The organism is Pseudomonas sp. MWU16-30316, assembly GCF_020515645.1.
Lineage (GTDB): Bacteria > Pseudomonadota > Gammaproteobacteria > Pseudomonadales > Pseudomonadaceae > Aquipseudomonas > Aquipseudomonas cerasi.
Genome location: NZ_JAIZAZ010000002.1, coordinates 697,139 through 712,511, shown reverse-complemented (window position 1 = coordinate 712,511; position 15,373 = coordinate 697,139). Strand labels below are relative to the sequence as shown.

Here is a 15,373-nt window from a genome sequence, read left to right as displayed (position 1 = left end):
CATGAACGACACTATCGAACGCCTTGCCGATGGCACCTTGGTTTTTCTGCCCGAGCGACTCAATCGAGATCCCGCCGTTTTACGCGGTTTGACCAATGATGAGATGTGGATGGCACTCGGTGCCGGCGCCGTCATTGGTCTGCTGCAGGGCGTTCCTCTGGCGATCGCCACCGCCTCCATTGCCGTGGCGCCGACCAGCATGATCGCAAGCATGGCCGTGGTGTTATTGGCCGGTGGCACAGTACTGCGTCGGGCCAAACGAGCCCGCCCCGAGACCTGGCTGTACCGCAAGCTTGAATGGGTACTGGCCAGCCGTTGGCGCTTGGGTCGCGGCAGTCTGATCCTCCACTCCGGCGCCTGGACGGTTCGCCGTTCGCGTCGACTGCGTCCTGCCCTGTCCCGGTGGCAGCCATGAGCCGATTTCGGAACAAGGTGGATGCCCAACAGGCCCATATCTTCAGTCTGCGTCTGGCCGTAATGATCCTTGCCCTGGTCTGCGCCGGACTCTGGTACGGCTGGCGCTCAGCACCGACCGATCTGACCGTGCATGTCCCCCCGGATCTGCGCTCGGGCAGCACGCGCAAGTGGTGGGATATCCCCTCGGAGAATGTCTATGCCTTTGCCCTGTACATCTTTGGCCAACTCAACCGTTGGCCCTCGGATGGCGAGCAGGATTATCGCCGCGCCATCTATGGCTTGCAGTCTTACCTGACACCCGCCTGCAAAGCCTTCCTCGACGGCGACTACGAGTACCGCAAGGCCGCCGGCGAACTGCGCCAGCGGGTGCGTGGTGTCTACGAAATTCTGGGTCGAGGTTACAGCGAGGATCCAGAACTCAGGGTTAAGCAACTCGATCGCGACAGCTGGCTGGTCAAGCTCGACCTTAATGCCGATGAATATTACGCCGCCGAACCGGTGAAACGAGTGGTGGTGCGTTATCCATTGCGCGTGGTGCGTTTCGACCTGGACCCCGAACGCAACAAGTGGGGGCTGGCACTGGACTGTTATCAGGGCACTCCGCAAAAAATCTCCCTGCCTGGAGGTGAGCCATGAAGCGGATTTTTACTCTGGGACTCATCGTCGCACTGATGTTATGGGGAGCTGCAGCGCAGGCCGTCGAGCTGATGCACTGGGAACGCCTCCCCCTCGCGGTCCCACTGGTGATCAATCAGGAACGAGTGATCTTTGTCGATGAGGCTGTTCGAGTCGGCGTGCCCTCAACCCTGACGGGCAAGCTGCGCGTGCAATCAACCGGAGGCACGCTGTACCTGCGCGCGTCGGAAGTCATTGCACCGACCCGCCTGCAGCTGCAATCGGTCGTAACGGGCGAGATCATCCTGCTGGATATCGCGGCCACGCCTGGCGATCAACCGCTGGAGCCCGTACGTATCCTCAAGAATGCTCAGGAGCAAGCTGCCGAGACGGAATCTAGCACCGTCCCTGTTCCAGAACGTACACCGATCCCGGTCGCTTTGACGCGCTACGCCGCGCAAAGCCTGTACGCTCCGCTGCGCACCGTGGAGTCCCTGCCCGGCGTACGCCGCGTGCCGCTAAAGCTGCGCACCGAATTGCCGGCCCTGCTGCCGACCAAAAACGTGTCCAGCACGCCCATCGCCGCCTGGCGACTCGGTGATTACTGGGTGACGGCGGTGAAGTTGCGCAATCGTGGCTTAGAGACGGTGCAACTCGATCCGCGCCGGCTTCAGGCCAAGCTATTTGCCGCGGCCTTCCAGCATGCTTTCCTCGGGCCTGTCGGCAGCGCTGAAGACACCACGATCGCCTACCTTGTCACCCGCGGTGCCGGCCTCGAACACGCTGTGCTGCTTCCGCCCGTTGCGCGAGGTGCTGGCGATGAAGGCTAACGCACTGCTCAAATGGCTGGTACCGGCTGCGCTGCTGGCCGTGGTTTTGATCATCCTGAAAAGCTGGGTCGCGGGTAGTACTCCCTCTCCAGAGCACCCTGTTAATCAGGGCAACATTCAGTTATCCGCCGAACAAGCCAAGTCGCTCGGCATTGCTGGCGATACCCCACGCGACACGGTCGCCACCCTGGTCGGGCAGGTGAAGGCCATGCGCAGCGACATGCTCGGTTTGAAGAAACACAACGATTCACTGCAGTCGGAGAACAACCGCCTGCGCGAACGAGAAAACAGCGTCGATTCGCGTATCCAGACGGCGCTTGGCAGCGTGACTCAGCAAGTCGACGAAGGCCGCCGACAAGCCAATGAGGCCCGACTCAAAGCGGAACAAGACAGTCGTCAGGCTCGCGGTCTGCTGACGCAATTGCAGGAACAGTTGTCAGGGCTGACCGGCAAAGGCAAGGACATGCCGATCGGATTGGGGCTTGAGTCCGGCGACGGTGCTCAGTTTGAAGGGCAGCACTCTGCCAATGATGCGCTGCAGTGGATTGAACCTTCGGATGCCCCGTCCACCGACGCCCGAGGCAAAACCAAGACTTCCACCGCACTGAGTCTGCCTACCGCTTTCAACTCACTGGAGGGCTTGAACGATAACGCTATTGATCGCAGCCAGAAACAGCTGCGTGCAGTTACCCAGGGTGGGCGCGACCTGACGCAATCCGTTGATCGTACCGAAGGCGCGAAGCCGGTCTACACGATCCCCGAAAACGCCACGCTGATGGGCTCGGTCGCCATGACCGCGCTGATCGGCCGAGTCCCGGTGGACGGCACCGTGAATGATCCCTATCCCTTCAAGGTGCGGGTCGGTCCGGAGAATCTGACGGCCAACGGCATTGACCTGCCGGACGTCGCGGGTGCCGTGATGTCCGGCACGGCGTCCGGTGACTGGACCCTGTCCTGCGTGCGTGGGCAGGTCGAGTCAATCACCTTTGTGTTTACCGATGGCACCATCCGTACGGTGCCACAGCCGAAGGCGGTCGCCAGCCGCAATGCCTCCACCACCCAGAGTTCGAACACCGACAAGATTCGTGGTGGACTCGGTTACCTTTCCGATCCGTATGGCATTCCTTGCATTGCCGGCGAACGTCGCTCGAACGCCCAACAATACCTCGGCAGCCAGAGCCTCATCACGGCGGCCGGCGCCGGTGTCGCCGCCTTGCTCGGGGATGAGCAGAACAACAGCAGTGTGATCAGTTCGGGCGGCAGTACGCTCGGGGTTACCAACAGCACAGGCAACAGCGCACTGAATTCAATCCTCAGTGGTGGGGTCAGCGACATCCGCGAGTGGGTCAAAAAACTGTATGGCGAAGCCTTTGCTGCCGTGTACGTGCCACCGGCCGCACAGGTCGCACTGCACCTTGACCATGAGATTACCATCGACTACGAGCCCAAGGGCCGGAGCGTTCGCCATGAAAAAGACCATGCCTCTCTGCCTGACCTGGATTAGCGTGTTGTGTTGGGTCCTGGCGGGGTGTTCCACGGACAAGGAGATGCTGCTGCCCCATGGCGAGCAAACCATGCTGGACATCTGGAACGGCGCCGGTTCGCAAGGCACTCAGCAGCAACTGCTGGAGGCTCGGCAGCAGTTACGCCGCCCGCTGGCTCAGGCGGATTTCTCCTCTTCTCTCCAAGAACCGTACACGCGCACGGCGGCGAACGAGAACCGTAACCTGTTCCCTCGCCTGCCCAATCCCGATCTGGTGCTGTACGTGTATCCGCATTTGAGTGGTACCGAGCAGGCGCCGGTCCCGGGTTACTCGACCGTCTTTCCGTTCTACCAACGGGTGCAGTACGCATTGCCGGGTGAACGTCAGGAAGACTTGTAGTGCGTGCCGGCGATTCGGGTAACCGCACTGCCGCGTGGAAAGCCTGGCGCCACCGATTGCGCCCTCGCGCCACCTTGGCCGATGAAGCCGCACTCTATGCGCATAACCCCAGCTTCACCGATCATCTGCCTTGGGTCGAATACCTCGACACCGAGCAGTGTTTTCTGCTCGATGACAATCGCTCGGTGGGTGCGGTGTTCGAGTTGCTGCCCATCGGCACTGAAGGGCGCGAGCCCGATTGGTTGATGGCGGCCCGCGATGCCCTTGAGGATGCCCTGCAAGACAGTTTTGATGAACTGGATCAGGCGCCTTGGGTGGCGCAGTTTTTCTGCCAGGACGACAACGACTTCACCCCCTACCTGAAACGGCTGACTGGCTATATTCGAGATAGTGCGCAAGGTACTGTCTTCACCGAGGCGTATTTGGAGCTCAGCCGCCGTCATCTGAAGGCCATCGCCAAGCCCAGTGGGCTATTTGAGGATAAGGTGGTGACACGCCTGCCCTGGCGCGGCAACAACCGACGAGTGCGCTTGGTGGTCTATCGCTGGCTTGAGTCTGACGCAGAGGAGACGGGACTCACCCCGGTGCACTCTTTGCAACAGGTTTGTGAACGTATCGCGGCTTCATTGCAAGCGTGCGGGGTGCAATCGGCGCGAGTCGATGGGCGAGGTTTGTATGCCTGGTTATTGCCCTGGTTCAATCCAGCGCCCAGGCTCACCGATGAATCGCCCGAAGATTTCTATCACCGCGTGGCCTATCCAGAGTTGGGCAACGGCGAGTCGCTGGAACTACCTTTCGATCACGACTTCGCCGAACGGTTGTTTTTCAATGAACCGCGTTCGAATGTGCAGCGCGGACTCTGGTACTTCGATGGTCAACCCCATCGGGTCATGGTGGTGGACAAGCTGCGGCGGGCACCTTTGATTGGCCAACTCACTGGCGAAACCCGTAAGGGTGACGCGGTGAACGCCCTGTTCGACCAGTTGCCTGAAGGCACGGTGATGAGTCTGACCCTGGTGGTCAAACCCCAGGATGTGCTCGAGGATCAGTTGAACCGCCTGGCGCGCAAAGCTATCGGTGAAAACCTGGCCTCGACCCAAACCCGCCAAGATGTTGAAGAGGCTCGTGCGATCATCGGTCGCCAGCACAAGCTGTACCGCGGCACCCTGGCGTTCTACGTGCGCGGTCACGATGAACAGCAACTGCACCAGCGCTCGGTCAGCCTGGCCAACGCGCTGCTGGGTGCGGGGCTGCAGCCGGTGCGGGAAGGCGACGAGGTCGCCGCCTGCAACAGTTACCTGCGTTGGTTACCGATGACTTACAAACCGGCCCGCGACACGCGCAACTGGTACACCCGCCTAATGTTCGCCCAGCACTTAGCGAACCTGGTTCCGGTCTGGGGCCGCAGCACCGGCACCGGCCACCCGGGTATCACCCTGTTCAATCGTGGTGGCTCGCCGTTGAGTTTTGATCCATTGTCACGTCTGGACCGGGCCATGAATGGTCATCTGTTGTTGTTTGGCCCCACCGGCGCCGGCAAATCAGCGACCCTGGTCACCTTACTGATGCAGATCATGGCCGTATACCGCCCTCGCCTATTTATCGTCGAGGCCGGCAACTCATTCGGCTTGCAGGGCGACTACTTCGCCACACAAGGCCTGTCGGTCAACAAGGTCCAATTGAAACCTGGCGCCTCGGTCAGCCTTGCGCCCTTTGCCGATGCCTGGCGCCTGGTCGAGCAACCGGATCAAGTGGCGAGTCTGTCGATCGATGAGTGGGACGAGGATGCGGTAGCCAGCCGCGAGGACCAGCGCGATGTTCTCGGTGAACTGGAAATCACCGCCCGGCTGATGATCACCGGCGGCGAGGCCAAAGAAGAAGCCCGCCTGAGCCGGGCCGATCGCAGCTTGATCCGCGAGTGCATTCTGGATGCGGCGCAGACCTGTGTCGCGGCGGGTCGCCAGGTCCTGACCCACGACGTGCGCGACGCGTTGCTGCGCGTCGCCGCCGACCCGCACTTGCCGGAGAAGCGTCGCGAGCGTGCCCAGGAAATGGGCGAGTCCATCGACCTGTTTTGCCAGGGTTTCGAGGGTGAACTGTTCGATCGCGAGGGCACGCCTTGGTCCGAGAGCGATGTGACCATTGTCGATCTCGCCACTTACGCGCGCGAAGGCTACGAGGCACAGATGTCCATCAGCTACATCAGCCTGATGAACACCGTGAACAACCTTGCCGAGCGCGACCAGTATCTAGGCCGACCGATCATCATGGTCACCGACGAGGGCCATATCATCACCAAGAACCCGCTGCTGGCGCCATTCGTGGTCAAGGGGACCAAGATGTGGCGCAAGCTCGGCGCTTGGTTCTGGCTCGCCACGCAAAACCTTGCCGATTTTCCCACGGCTGCGCAGACCATGCTCAACATGATCGAATGGTGGATTTGTTTGAACATGCCACCGGCCGAAATCGAAGAGATTGCTCGTTTCAAGAAACTCACGCCGGCGCAGAAAGCATTGTTGCTCTCCGCCAGTAAGGAGCTGGGTAAATACACTGAGGGAGTCGTGCTATCGAAGAAGCTCGAAACGCTGTTTCGGGCTGTGCCGCCTAGTCTTTATCTCGCCCTGGCCATGACGGAACCCGAGGAAAAAGCCGAGCGCTGGACGCTGATGCAGGACAACGGCTGCTCAGAGCTGGACGCGGCTTACCGGGTAGCTGAACGGATCGATAGAGCGCGAGGAATAGAACCCACATAGGGGAATCTATTGAGGCTTTCGCTCTAAAGCGAGTGACCAGTTATTGCGGTACGCACCGGAGCCGCTGCTGAATCCTCAACAGGAACCCAGCCTCAAAAGCATCCTGGCAGTCACCGACAGGAAAGGTCTTGCGGGTTTGCGCCAGCGCCCACCACAGTGGAGTCTCCCCGGGCGTATCAAGCCAAGCCTGAGCACATTGCACGCCACGTTCGATCATCGAGGCAAACTCGCTGCCCCAAGGCGTCAGAAGACTAGAGCATCCATCCGCCGCCGGAATTGAAATGTAGTTTTCGTCCATATACACCCTAGATGTCTGAATTATTGTTAGATGTGGAATCCAACCTCGGAAAGCTTAACGACACCAAATGAACGCTCGATAACAGGCATGAACATCAAATGGCCTAGTTGGATGCTAATGTAGACTATATCCCGTGGATTGAGAGTCCCTCAAGGCGCAGTTTGCGCGCATGACTCAAAACTACGAACAGCTTCGTCTGCATCTGTCGGAAAACATCCGCTTGATGAGACGCGTGAAAAATCTGACCCAAGAGCAACTGGCGCTCATGGCCGAGGTGGATCGCACCTACGTCAGTCAAATCGAACGATGCACGGGCAATCCATCGCTGTTGGTCCTGTGCAAACTCGCCAATATTCTCGAAATCACCACAGATCAACTGCTTGCAGAACCCTACACCCTGCGCAGCGCCCTTCACGTCAAATAATAGTCTCACAGCTCACAAATCCGATAGATCCGCCTTCATAATTTCCACTGACAGTCTTCCGCCCGAAACCGAACCTGACCTGGCCATTTACCTTATTGAGCCTGGATCATGCTTGCTGCCTGCTCGTCAATCACGCCCACAAAGCTACGGCCCTTGGCGCTGAGCATCCTGCTGGCGTGCGGCCCAAGCATGGCGCTGGATACCGGCAGAATCACCGCCTCTGTGCTTTCGCCAAATTGCCTCGCATACAAGGTCGTCGGTATTTGTTTCTGGCTCCTCTGCACGCCCTTCGGCTGCACAGTCAAAACCTCAACCAAGGTTCGTCATTTCATTCCTGAACTCGTGGTCTCGAGCTACGCCACCACCGGCAATAACCCCTGGACCGAAATGACCACCCTCTCTTCCCCCATCAGCGGCGCGGAGGGCGGCGGCAACCTGATCACGCCGAACACCCACCGCGACAACCTGCCCCGCTTCAAGAACGTCGATGGTATCGGCCACCCCGGTGGCTGGGCCGCAACGCAACTGGCGTCGCAGTCCGGCTACGCCTGCACCAGCGGCGCTACTGCGTTCATGCCCTACTACCTGAGCACCCTGGACTCACTGGCCTGGCGCCAGGGCATACCGGAAAGTTTTTACCCCGAGTCGCTCGTGCCGGGGATCCGTGAAATTGGTCGTCAGGCTTTGGGAAACATGTGGGGCAACGTCTATCCCCGGCAGGGCTTTATCGTACAACCCGACGACTTCAAGGCGGCCGTAGTCATGGCGCAACGGGCTGGCGATGTGATTACCCGCAACGGGCAGCCGCATGTGTACTTACCCCTCACGCCCGCCAAACGCGACGGCTACTGGCCGCCTGGCCCGATCATTGAAAACGACGCTTCGACCCACAAATGGCAATTGCTCTACCCCCAGGTGCAGCCCACATGCGCCATCTTCCCCAGCGATCCGGTACAGAGCGCGGATGGCGGCTACGCCTGGTCGCTGTGGCGTCCCTATAGCTGCTGCAAACGTGAGGGGCAGACCTTCCTGTTCAGCATCGACTTCGAAGGCGGTGCTTCATGAGCCGGCTTCACGCGCGACCCTGGTTGGGCACGATGAGTCTGTTGCTCTATGGACTACTCGCCATGGCCACGTATGCCGACGCCGCCGAAGGCGATTACCGCCTGGGTACTCAGGGCGAAGTACTCGACGACCGAGTGATGTACACCGTCGGCGGCGGCTCGGCAGTCGGCTCACCGAGTTCGCTCTACCGACCCAGTGGTATCGGTGTCGGCGGGTCATGGCGAGCGAACATGATGTGCGGAAACATGAGCCTCACCAACACCCTGCAAAACCAACTGAATGGCGCCACCGAAGGTTTCCAGCAGATCATGGGCAGCATCGTGCAGAACGCGACCCAAGCGGTGATGTCGCTGCCGGCGTTGATCATCCAGCGCGCCAACCCCGGTCTCTATGAGTTGCTCAGTAACGGGGTGATGCAGGGGCGCATCGACTTCGACCGCTCCAAGCTGACCTGCCAGGCCATGGCCGAAAAGATGGCGGACAAGGTCGGTCAAGCCGGTTGGGGCGCGCTGGCCAAGGACCAAGAAATGCAAGGCAATCTGGAGCAAACCGGCGGTGATGCGGTGGCTGCGGTGAAAAACACCGAGGCCCGAAACGGCAACAATGGGGTGTCCTGGGTCGGCGGCTCAAAGGCCGGAGGGAACGGACAGACGCCCATTCACGTGACTGCCGACGTGGTGCGCGCGGGCTATAACCTGCTGCATAACCGGTCGGTGGATGACAGCACCTCGATCAGTAGCAGCGACTGCTTAGGCGGGGCTATTTGCCAGACCTGGGCTTCGCCCCAAGAGGAATCCGAATGGGCTGTTCGGGTGTTGGGCGAGACCGAAGTCTCGACCTGCGACACCTGCGAAACCCTGCGTGCTACCGCTGGCAGCGGATTGACGCCGCTGATCCAGGAGGCCTACAGCGAACGTCTCAAGACCCTGCAAGGGCTGCTGTCCGGCTCTCTGCCGCCTACCCCTGACAATCTGACTAAAGCCTCGAGCCCAATGCTGCCGGTGACCCGTGGTGTGATTGAAGCCCTGCGCGACGATCCCGACCAGGTTCTGTTGGCACGGCGCCTGGCCAGTGAGACGGCCTTGTCCAGCGTACTCGACAAGGCACTGCTGCTACTGCGCACCCTGCTGGCGGGCAGTCACGAACCGAACATTGCCTCCGCCGAACCGGCCCAGATCGCCTTGACGAAAAACATCGACGCCTTGGAGCGCGAAATTCGCCTGCTGCAGACCGAGCTGCAGGTCAGGCAGATGCTGACGACCAATACCGCCAGCCTGGTGCTCGACCGGCATGCCGGTGGCGCTGATGCTTCGCGCACCGTCGAGCAAGGCGACCCCGAGCCCGGTCGACTTAATGACGCTGACGCCAGGCGCAAGTGAGCCATGAAACGCTCACCGCTATTCACTCTGCTTTCAGGTCTAGGGATTGCCGCGGTGATGATCCTCACCGCCGCACTGGTCGCCTGGATCGGCCGCACTGCGCTGGGTAGTTTCGAGGTCTGGCAGCAGGCATTCGAATCTGTACGGCCCTATCTGCTGTGGTGGCGTGCCCTGCTCTACGGGGCCCTCTTTGCGCTCTGGCGGGATCTGCTTCGACGCTACCGACATCGACCACAGGATCGACTGCGCGTGAAACGCCTCGGGACATTAGGGCTCGTGCTCTTTATCTGCGTCGAACTCACCCGACTGTGAGGTCACCACCATGCTCATGAGCACCAACAGCTACCTGGAATTTTACCTCTCCCTGCTGGCCTGGATCATCAACAACGGCCTCTGGAGCGTCCTGTCCGATACTGGGCTGTTTGCCGCGCCCTTCGGTGCAATCATCTTGCAGGAATGGTTGTCTGCTCGTCAGCAAGGCGCGGATGAAGGCAACAAGGGACTGCTCTCGGTGCCACGGATCGAGAACCGGTTGTGGCTGGCCTACATCGTCGTCTTGTTCGGTTGCGCCCCCGTCTTTCCGTTGAGTCTTGCATCAATGGCGTTCGACGATGCGGCGAGCCAGCGCTGCGGCGTGAGTGTGGCCAAGCCTGCGGAAACCGCCTGGGGGACGACCTTCAATACCATCGGCGAACGCTCTGCCAACGTGCCGATCTGGTGGTTTCTGGTGCATGCCTTGAGCAAAGGTGTGACTGCGGCGGCCACCGCCTCCATCCCTTGCGCACCGGATATCCGGCAAATGCGCATGGAGATCGACAGCTCGCGCATCGACAGTCAGGTGCTGCTGCAGGAAGTCGCCGACTTCACTCGCGACTGCTACGGCTATTCCCGTTCTCGGTTGTTTACCAATCGCCCGCAACTGGACAAGTCACAAAGTCACGACGCATCCTGGATCGGCTCAAGCTATTTTCTCGACACACCCGGCTACTACGACACCGATCGCTCACGAACGCCGCGAGTCAGTTGGCCGTATGACGACAACCGCGATGTTTCCCTGCCGCGGCTGGAGAATGGCGCGGGCTACCCCACTTGCAAACAGTGGTGGAGCGACAGCGGTGTCGGGTTGCGCGAGCGCTTGATCGAGCAAGTCGATCCTTCGCTGCTAACTCAGCTAAAAGGTTGGTTGACTGGCCGATCGAGCAACGAGATCGAGGATGCCACCCTGCGTGAGCTGGTCAGTCCGCGCCAGCAATCGATGACCATGTCGCCCGGACAGGTGTACCAGGACTATGGCTCCAGCGCCCGTGGCGGCTCGATCAATCAGGGGCTCAATAATCTGGCCACCAATACCGGGTTAGCACTGGGCTCCTTCAGCAACTTCCCGGCGCTGAATGCGCTACGCGCCGCCCTACCGATGGTGCAGGCGTTCCTGATCATGGGCATCATCATCAGCTTGCCGCTGATTCTATTGGTCAGTACCTACCAATTGAAGACCGTCATGACGGTGACGTTCGCACTGTTCACACTGCATATGCTGAGCTTCTGGTGGGAACTGGCCCGCTGGGTCGACTCCAGCATGCTCGATACCTTGTACAACCAGGTTTCGGCGTCCAATCAGATGCTGTTGTCGCTGCCCACATCCGGACTTATGGATGGGACGGTCACCGCGCAGGTGATCGAGTACGTGATGGGGGCTATGTTCGTCGTGCTTCCGATGTTGTTTTTGGCTGCAATGAGCTGGGCAGGATATAGCGTTGGCTCAATTGCCGACGGCATGCTTAGCAAAGGAGCAGCTCAAGCGCAGGACGCTGGTGCAAGGGGCGCTGGAGCTCTGATGTCTGCTGGAAAGGCCTTAAGGAAGGGGTGAAGAACTCGACTACAGGTCTTTTAAATCAGGCTGACCGGGCGCGCGGCCATACTCATACTCACCATATGGGTCGCCATATGCCTTGTACCGGAGAGCATCCTTAGGTTTGATAGGCGTTCCATTGGCGATGGCCCAACACAAGACAATAAGGATCATCACCGACACTGTGAACCATAAGCTAACTAGAAGGAGTCCGGCGGCTATTGCCAACTTGATAACTAGAAAACCCCCGCGAACAAGTAATTTACCTGCGGGCATTCCTGCCGTCTCCGCACCCTCAACCACGCGGGACTCAAGCGCTTTCAACTTACGGTAACCACGCTTCACCGACAGACCACAGGCGTACGCCCAGTGGTGGGCACGTGAACTTTGAACAGGTTGCTGAGTCGGCATGGTCTCGCCCTCTTCTGAGCGTTTTCATGGTTGAGGCAAGAGTATTAGCCTACTACTGAAAGCGGTCCATATCTGACCGTTTATCAGTTTGATCAGACGGCGCCGCGAGCGTTGATATGGGCTGCGCGTTGAAAACAGCCCCCATATCCTAATCCGCCAAGAATAGGACCCGTAAACGGCTAGTAACCTTTCGGTATGCGATAGGTCTTGCCCTTTTTTGTGCGGTCTTCGAAAAAGTCCGCATGCTCCGATTCGTCCGTGCGTATGCAATCGCGCGTCTGACCATTCCCAACATTGCATTTCGACCACTCAACCCGACTGCCTAATTCGTCCAGCCTCGCCACCTCGCCTCGCCGCGCTTTTATTTCGTCTAACGACGGCACCCACAGATAGAGAGACACTACTACCAATGTAAGGATCGTAGCCTGCGCCGACAGGAAGTAGAGCCAACGCCTGCTATTCAATTTCTTTGCTGCCATGTTGTACAGTTCAGCAGCCCGCTGAGCGGCAGCATCTGCCTCCGTGAATCTCTTGCTCAACAGCTCAGCGGCTTGATTCGCAGTTGACTGTGCAGAACTCTCGATGCTCTGTTTGACGCCCGCCTCCAGTCGAACCAGCTTCTTTTCGACGCTATCCTGCAGCTCACGCAACGCATCAGTAGCCCGTCGAGACTTGCTCTCATCGATCTCTACAGCTTCGAGAACTTTGCGAGCCGCGCCAAAGAGGGCCTGAAAATTTCGATCGTGCGCTTGCTCTTGACTTGTTCCGGCCATCAATATCTTCCTAAAGTTGGACGTTTTAGATCGGGCATCTCGTGATCTGGTTGCTTCATCTCTCTCTGAAGGGAAAGATATCGCTCCTGGCTGTACTCGATCCATTGTTTGTGGGACAGGTTCAAATCCATCAAATCCTGTAAGGCGGCGAAATGCAGACCTCCACCGCTGCCGGCCACCAGCACCAATCCGCCTGTTCCGGTCTCCTCTGGCCCTTGAGCAAGCCGCACCAGATCGATGTAGTCGCGCTCAGCCCTTGTGATCTCAGCCGATCTGCGTTGCAGAATGCCAGCAGCCAGCTCCTCGATAAAATTTTGGAACCTCTCGCTTGACTTAGGCCGTTGCCTGGCGCCTTCGCCAAACGCATCGAGATAGGGCTCAATGCGTGCCGACAGTGCAGCGCTGGGAAGAGGCGCCGTTTCGATGTACCAATGCACCCGCCGCGAGGTACCTGGCAGGTCAGGCAATTCGTCCAATTTTTCGGAAAAAATTCTAGATAGAAACTGGTGACGACCAGCCTCTTTTTTTGACTTGTTAGCCTCAGTCTTAAACTCGATCAAACGTACTGTGCCAGGGAATGCCATCAGCAAATCCCCCAATCGTTTATCGTCTGGCGTCTGTTGAAGCAAGTTCACCATGCTTGGTAACTGACCGGATCTCAGCTGTGAACCAAGAGCGAACCCCAGCCCGTAGAGAAAATTTCCGATAACCACATTTTCATACAACTTCATTGAACATCATCACCCTAGTATTACGCCCTTTAGAAGCTTGCCGGTAGCGCTCCAAGCCTAACCGTTTGTCAGTCAATCCGGTCGAAAAAACAAGGCTGGCTTTCAGTAGACTCAGTTCGTCTAACGCGTTGGTTTATCTCGTTGCTATTCACGAACAGCTCGGCTAAACCCGAGGTACGGATCGCTGTTATCGACAGCACTTTCCCAGGTAGCCAGAACCTTCAAGGCTACGTTACTTCGATGATGGTTCTCCCCAAGTGCGATTAGCGTTCGGTGGCTCGCACGGTGACCGTTGCTACGGTGATGAACGCCTACTGCTCTCATGAGCGCCTTTCGAGCTCTGTTCGTCAGGCAAACCTTCTTGTTTTTCTTCAACCCACCGCGGGGAAGTTCTTTCCCCCACGGGACAGGTTTCTTCGCGCTTTCAACGGAGGCACACCATGTCCGACTCACTTACACCGGAAGCACTGAACACCCTTCGGTTGCCCATCGTGTTCACTCCTGGCGCTTGGCAACGCGCAGTTCTGCTCGAACTCTCAGGTCCTCCTGAGAAGCTGCAGATCGATCGGCTGAGCCACGTATTGCGCGCAGCCTTCGAGGCTCACCTCGCCTCTCCACACGAGCCCTATGTACTGTTCAAGGTAGTAAACATTCAACCAACAGATCACTTACACCACGATCCGTTGCTGCAATTGAGTCTCAGCCTGCTCCAAGGGCCGGACCAGCCTGACGCCTTACTGATAGCGCTTGCAGGAGAGGCCAACGCTAAACGCACATAACCGTACTCGGCACTCAAAATCCACATTCGGACAGTATGCAAGTCCTGCATCAATCCAACCCATCACTTACCGGGGAACCCTCCCCGACGGGCAAGGCGTTCCCCCGTTTTCTCTCGAGGAAAATGCCATGCGCGATATCTACCAAGACGTGACTGACAAGATCGTTACCGCTTTGGAACAAGGCGTAGCCCCCTGGATCAAACCCTGGTCCTCAAGTGGCTCAGCTCACGTCGGTCATCATCACCCCTACCCCATTAACGCCATTATGCGGCGTCCCTATTCGGGCATCAATTTACCGCTGCTCTGGGCCGAGGCCAGGTTGCAGGGGTTCACTCAAGATCGTTGGCTGACCTTCAACCAGGCCAAAAAAGCCGGTGGGCACATCCGCAAGGGTGAGCACAGCACTCTGGCGGTGCTCTACAAGCCGATGGAGCGCGAGGAACAGACCGAGTCAGGCCAACCCGTACTCGATGAAAACGGTCAGCCCAAGGTCGCTCACTTTGGCATCCTCCGGACGCATTTTCTATTCAACCTCGAGCAAACGGAGGGGCTCGAAGCGCTCAATGAAACCCTGTTCGAGACGGAACCGAGTGATCCCTTCCAGGCCAACAGCTCTGCGGAAAGTCTACTGTTAAGTTCAGGTGCACGCATCGTTCATCGGCCTGCCGACGAAGCCTTTTACCACCCGATCAGGGATCTCATCCAACTGCCGACAAAAGCGCAATTTCACGATGAAGGTGGGTACTACGCCACCGCACTGCACGAGCTGACGCACTGGACCGGGCATCACACTCGGTTGCAGCGCGAAGGCGTGACGTCAGCCTGTCCGTTCGGCTCGCCAGGCTACGCGTTTGAGGAGTTGATCGCCGAAATGGGTGCTGCGTTTTTATGTGCCTACGCCGGTATACAGGGGGAGCTGCGGCACGAGGGCTACATCGACTCCTGGCTCGGCCTGCTCAAGGCTGACAAACGCGCGATCTTTCGCGCCAGTGGTCACGCCCGAAGCGCCTCGGAGTATGTACTCAACCTGGAGCAGCAACTGAAACAGACGGTAATGGATGACTCACGATGCATGAACGATGGAGTTTGATCGTTACCTCACCGCTGCAATCGCATCACAGGGCCCAACGCGAGTTGGGCCCTTTTTTCTGCGCCCAGAAACCCCC

General features: G+C 58.7%; 17 protein-coding genes. 13 read left to right on the top strand and 4 right to left on the bottom strand.

All coding sequences use genetic code 11. The annotated features are described in order from the left end of the window. Position 1 precedes the first annotated feature (1 nt). From LCH65_RS10035 to LCH65_RS10010, 6 genes are read left to right on the top strand one after another with little or no spacing between them, the layout of a single operon-like run. Complete coding sequence (locus LCH65_RS10035; protein WP_226439332.1) at positions 2–415, top strand: TIGR03750 family conjugal transfer protein; 414 nt, start codon at positions 2–4, stop codon at positions 413–415. Further along, positions 412–1,053, top strand: a complete 642-nt coding sequence (locus tag LCH65_RS10030) for a PFL_4703 family integrating conjugative element protein (RefSeq protein ID WP_016978885.1) — start codon at positions 412–414, stop codon at positions 1,051–1,053. The genes LCH65_RS10035 and LCH65_RS10030 overlap by 4 nt, the downstream gene beginning before the upstream one ends. Then, on the top strand, positions 1,050–1,862 hold the full coding sequence (locus LCH65_RS10025) for a TIGR03749 family integrating conjugative element protein (protein WP_226439331.1): 813 nt from the start codon (positions 1,050–1,052) through the stop codon (positions 1,860–1,862). The genes LCH65_RS10030 and LCH65_RS10025 overlap by 4 nt, the downstream gene beginning before the upstream one ends. After that, positions 1,852–3,366: a TIGR03752 family integrating conjugative element protein gene (locus LCH65_RS10020; protein WP_226439330.1), complete on the top strand. Its 1,515-nt coding sequence runs from the start codon at positions 1,852–1,854 to the stop codon at positions 3,364–3,366. The genes LCH65_RS10025 and LCH65_RS10020 overlap by 11 nt, the downstream gene beginning before the upstream one ends. After that, positions 3,329–3,745: a TIGR03751 family conjugal transfer lipoprotein gene (locus tag LCH65_RS10015; RefSeq protein WP_226439329.1), complete on the top strand. Its 417-nt coding sequence runs from the start codon at positions 3,329–3,331 to the stop codon at positions 3,743–3,745. The genes LCH65_RS10020 and LCH65_RS10015 overlap by 38 nt, the downstream gene beginning before the upstream one ends. After that, entirely contained in the window at positions 3,745–6,498 is a 2,754-nt protein-coding gene (locus LCH65_RS10010) for a conjugative transfer ATPase (protein ID WP_226439328.1), read from the top strand. Before LCH65_RS10015 ends, LCH65_RS10010 begins: the two co-directional genes overlap by 1 nt. Before the next feature lie 40 nt (positions 6,499–6,538). On the opposite strand, the gene LCH65_RS10005 is transcribed toward LCH65_RS10010, so the two are convergent. Then, complete coding sequence (locus tag LCH65_RS10005; RefSeq protein ID WP_226439327.1) at positions 6,539–6,796, bottom strand: LasR-specific antiactivator QslA; 258 nt, start codon at positions 6,794–6,796, stop codon at positions 6,539–6,541. A 169-nt stretch (positions 6,797–6,965) separates the two neighbouring features. Between LCH65_RS10005 and LCH65_RS10000 the strand changes: the two genes are divergently transcribed. The 5 genes from LCH65_RS10000 to LCH65_RS09980 all read left to right on the top strand — a co-directional run bounded on the left by LCH65_RS10000 (position 6,966) and on the right by LCH65_RS09980 (position 11,531). Next, positions 6,966–7,220: a helix-turn-helix transcriptional regulator gene (locus tag LCH65_RS10000; protein ID WP_226439326.1), complete on the top strand. Its 255-nt coding sequence runs from the start codon at positions 6,966–6,968 to the stop codon at positions 7,218–7,220. Between the two features lie 108 nt (positions 7,221–7,328). Beyond that, the gene (locus LCH65_RS09995; protein ID WP_226439325.1) at positions 7,329–8,285 is read left to right on the top strand and encodes a TIGR03756 family integrating conjugative element protein; all 957 of its coding nucleotides are present in this window, start codon (positions 7,329–7,331) and stop codon (positions 8,283–8,285) included. After that, a complete protein-coding gene (locus LCH65_RS09990; RefSeq protein WP_226439324.1) occupies positions 8,282–9,664 on the top strand; it encodes an integrating conjugative element protein in 1,383 nt (460 codons plus the stop codon). Before LCH65_RS09995 ends, LCH65_RS09990 begins: the two co-directional genes overlap by 4 nt. Positions 9,665–9,667: 3 nt before the next feature. After that, positions 9,668–9,976 (top strand): hypothetical protein, encoded by a 309-nt coding sequence (locus tag LCH65_RS09985; RefSeq protein ID WP_226439323.1) that lies wholly within the window; start codon positions 9,668–9,670, stop codon positions 9,974–9,976. Between the two features lie 10 nt (positions 9,977–9,986). Further along, a complete protein-coding gene (locus LCH65_RS09980) occupies positions 9,987–11,531 on the top strand; it encodes a conjugal transfer protein TraG N-terminal domain-containing protein (RefSeq protein WP_011334426.1) in 1,545 nt (514 codons plus the stop codon). Positions 11,532–11,540: 9 nt separating this feature from the next. Here LCH65_RS09980 and LCH65_RS09975 read toward each other — a convergent pair whose 3' ends face one another. The 3 genes from LCH65_RS09975 to LCH65_RS09965 form a co-directional block, all read right to left on the bottom strand. Then, a complete protein-coding gene (locus LCH65_RS09975) occupies positions 11,541–11,924 on the bottom strand; it encodes a DUF3742 family protein (protein ID WP_226439322.1) in 384 nt (127 codons plus the stop codon). Between the two features lie 179 nt (positions 11,925–12,103). Next, positions 12,104–12,697, bottom strand: coding sequence for a hypothetical protein (locus LCH65_RS09970; protein WP_011334427.1), 594 nt, complete (start codon positions 12,695–12,697; stop codon positions 12,104–12,106). Beyond that, positions 12,697–13,428, bottom strand: coding sequence for a hypothetical protein (locus tag LCH65_RS09965; RefSeq protein WP_226439321.1), 732 nt, complete (start codon positions 13,426–13,428; stop codon positions 12,697–12,699). Before LCH65_RS09965 ends, LCH65_RS09970 begins: the two co-directional genes overlap by 1 nt. Positions 13,429–13,868: 440 nt before the next feature. Here LCH65_RS09965 and LCH65_RS09960 point away from each other — a divergent pair, with 440 nt between their 5' ends. Then, positions 13,869–14,207, top strand: coding sequence for a hypothetical protein (locus tag LCH65_RS09960; protein WP_011334429.1), 339 nt, complete (start codon positions 13,869–13,871; stop codon positions 14,205–14,207). Between the two features lie 127 nt (positions 14,208–14,334). Then, positions 14,335–15,297 carry a zincin-like metallopeptidase domain-containing protein gene (locus tag LCH65_RS09955; protein WP_226439320.1) on the top strand — a complete coding sequence of 321 codons (963 nt, stop codon included), beginning with the start codon at positions 14,335–14,337 and terminating at the stop codon, positions 15,295–15,297. Positions 15,298–15,373: the final 76 nt, after the last annotated feature.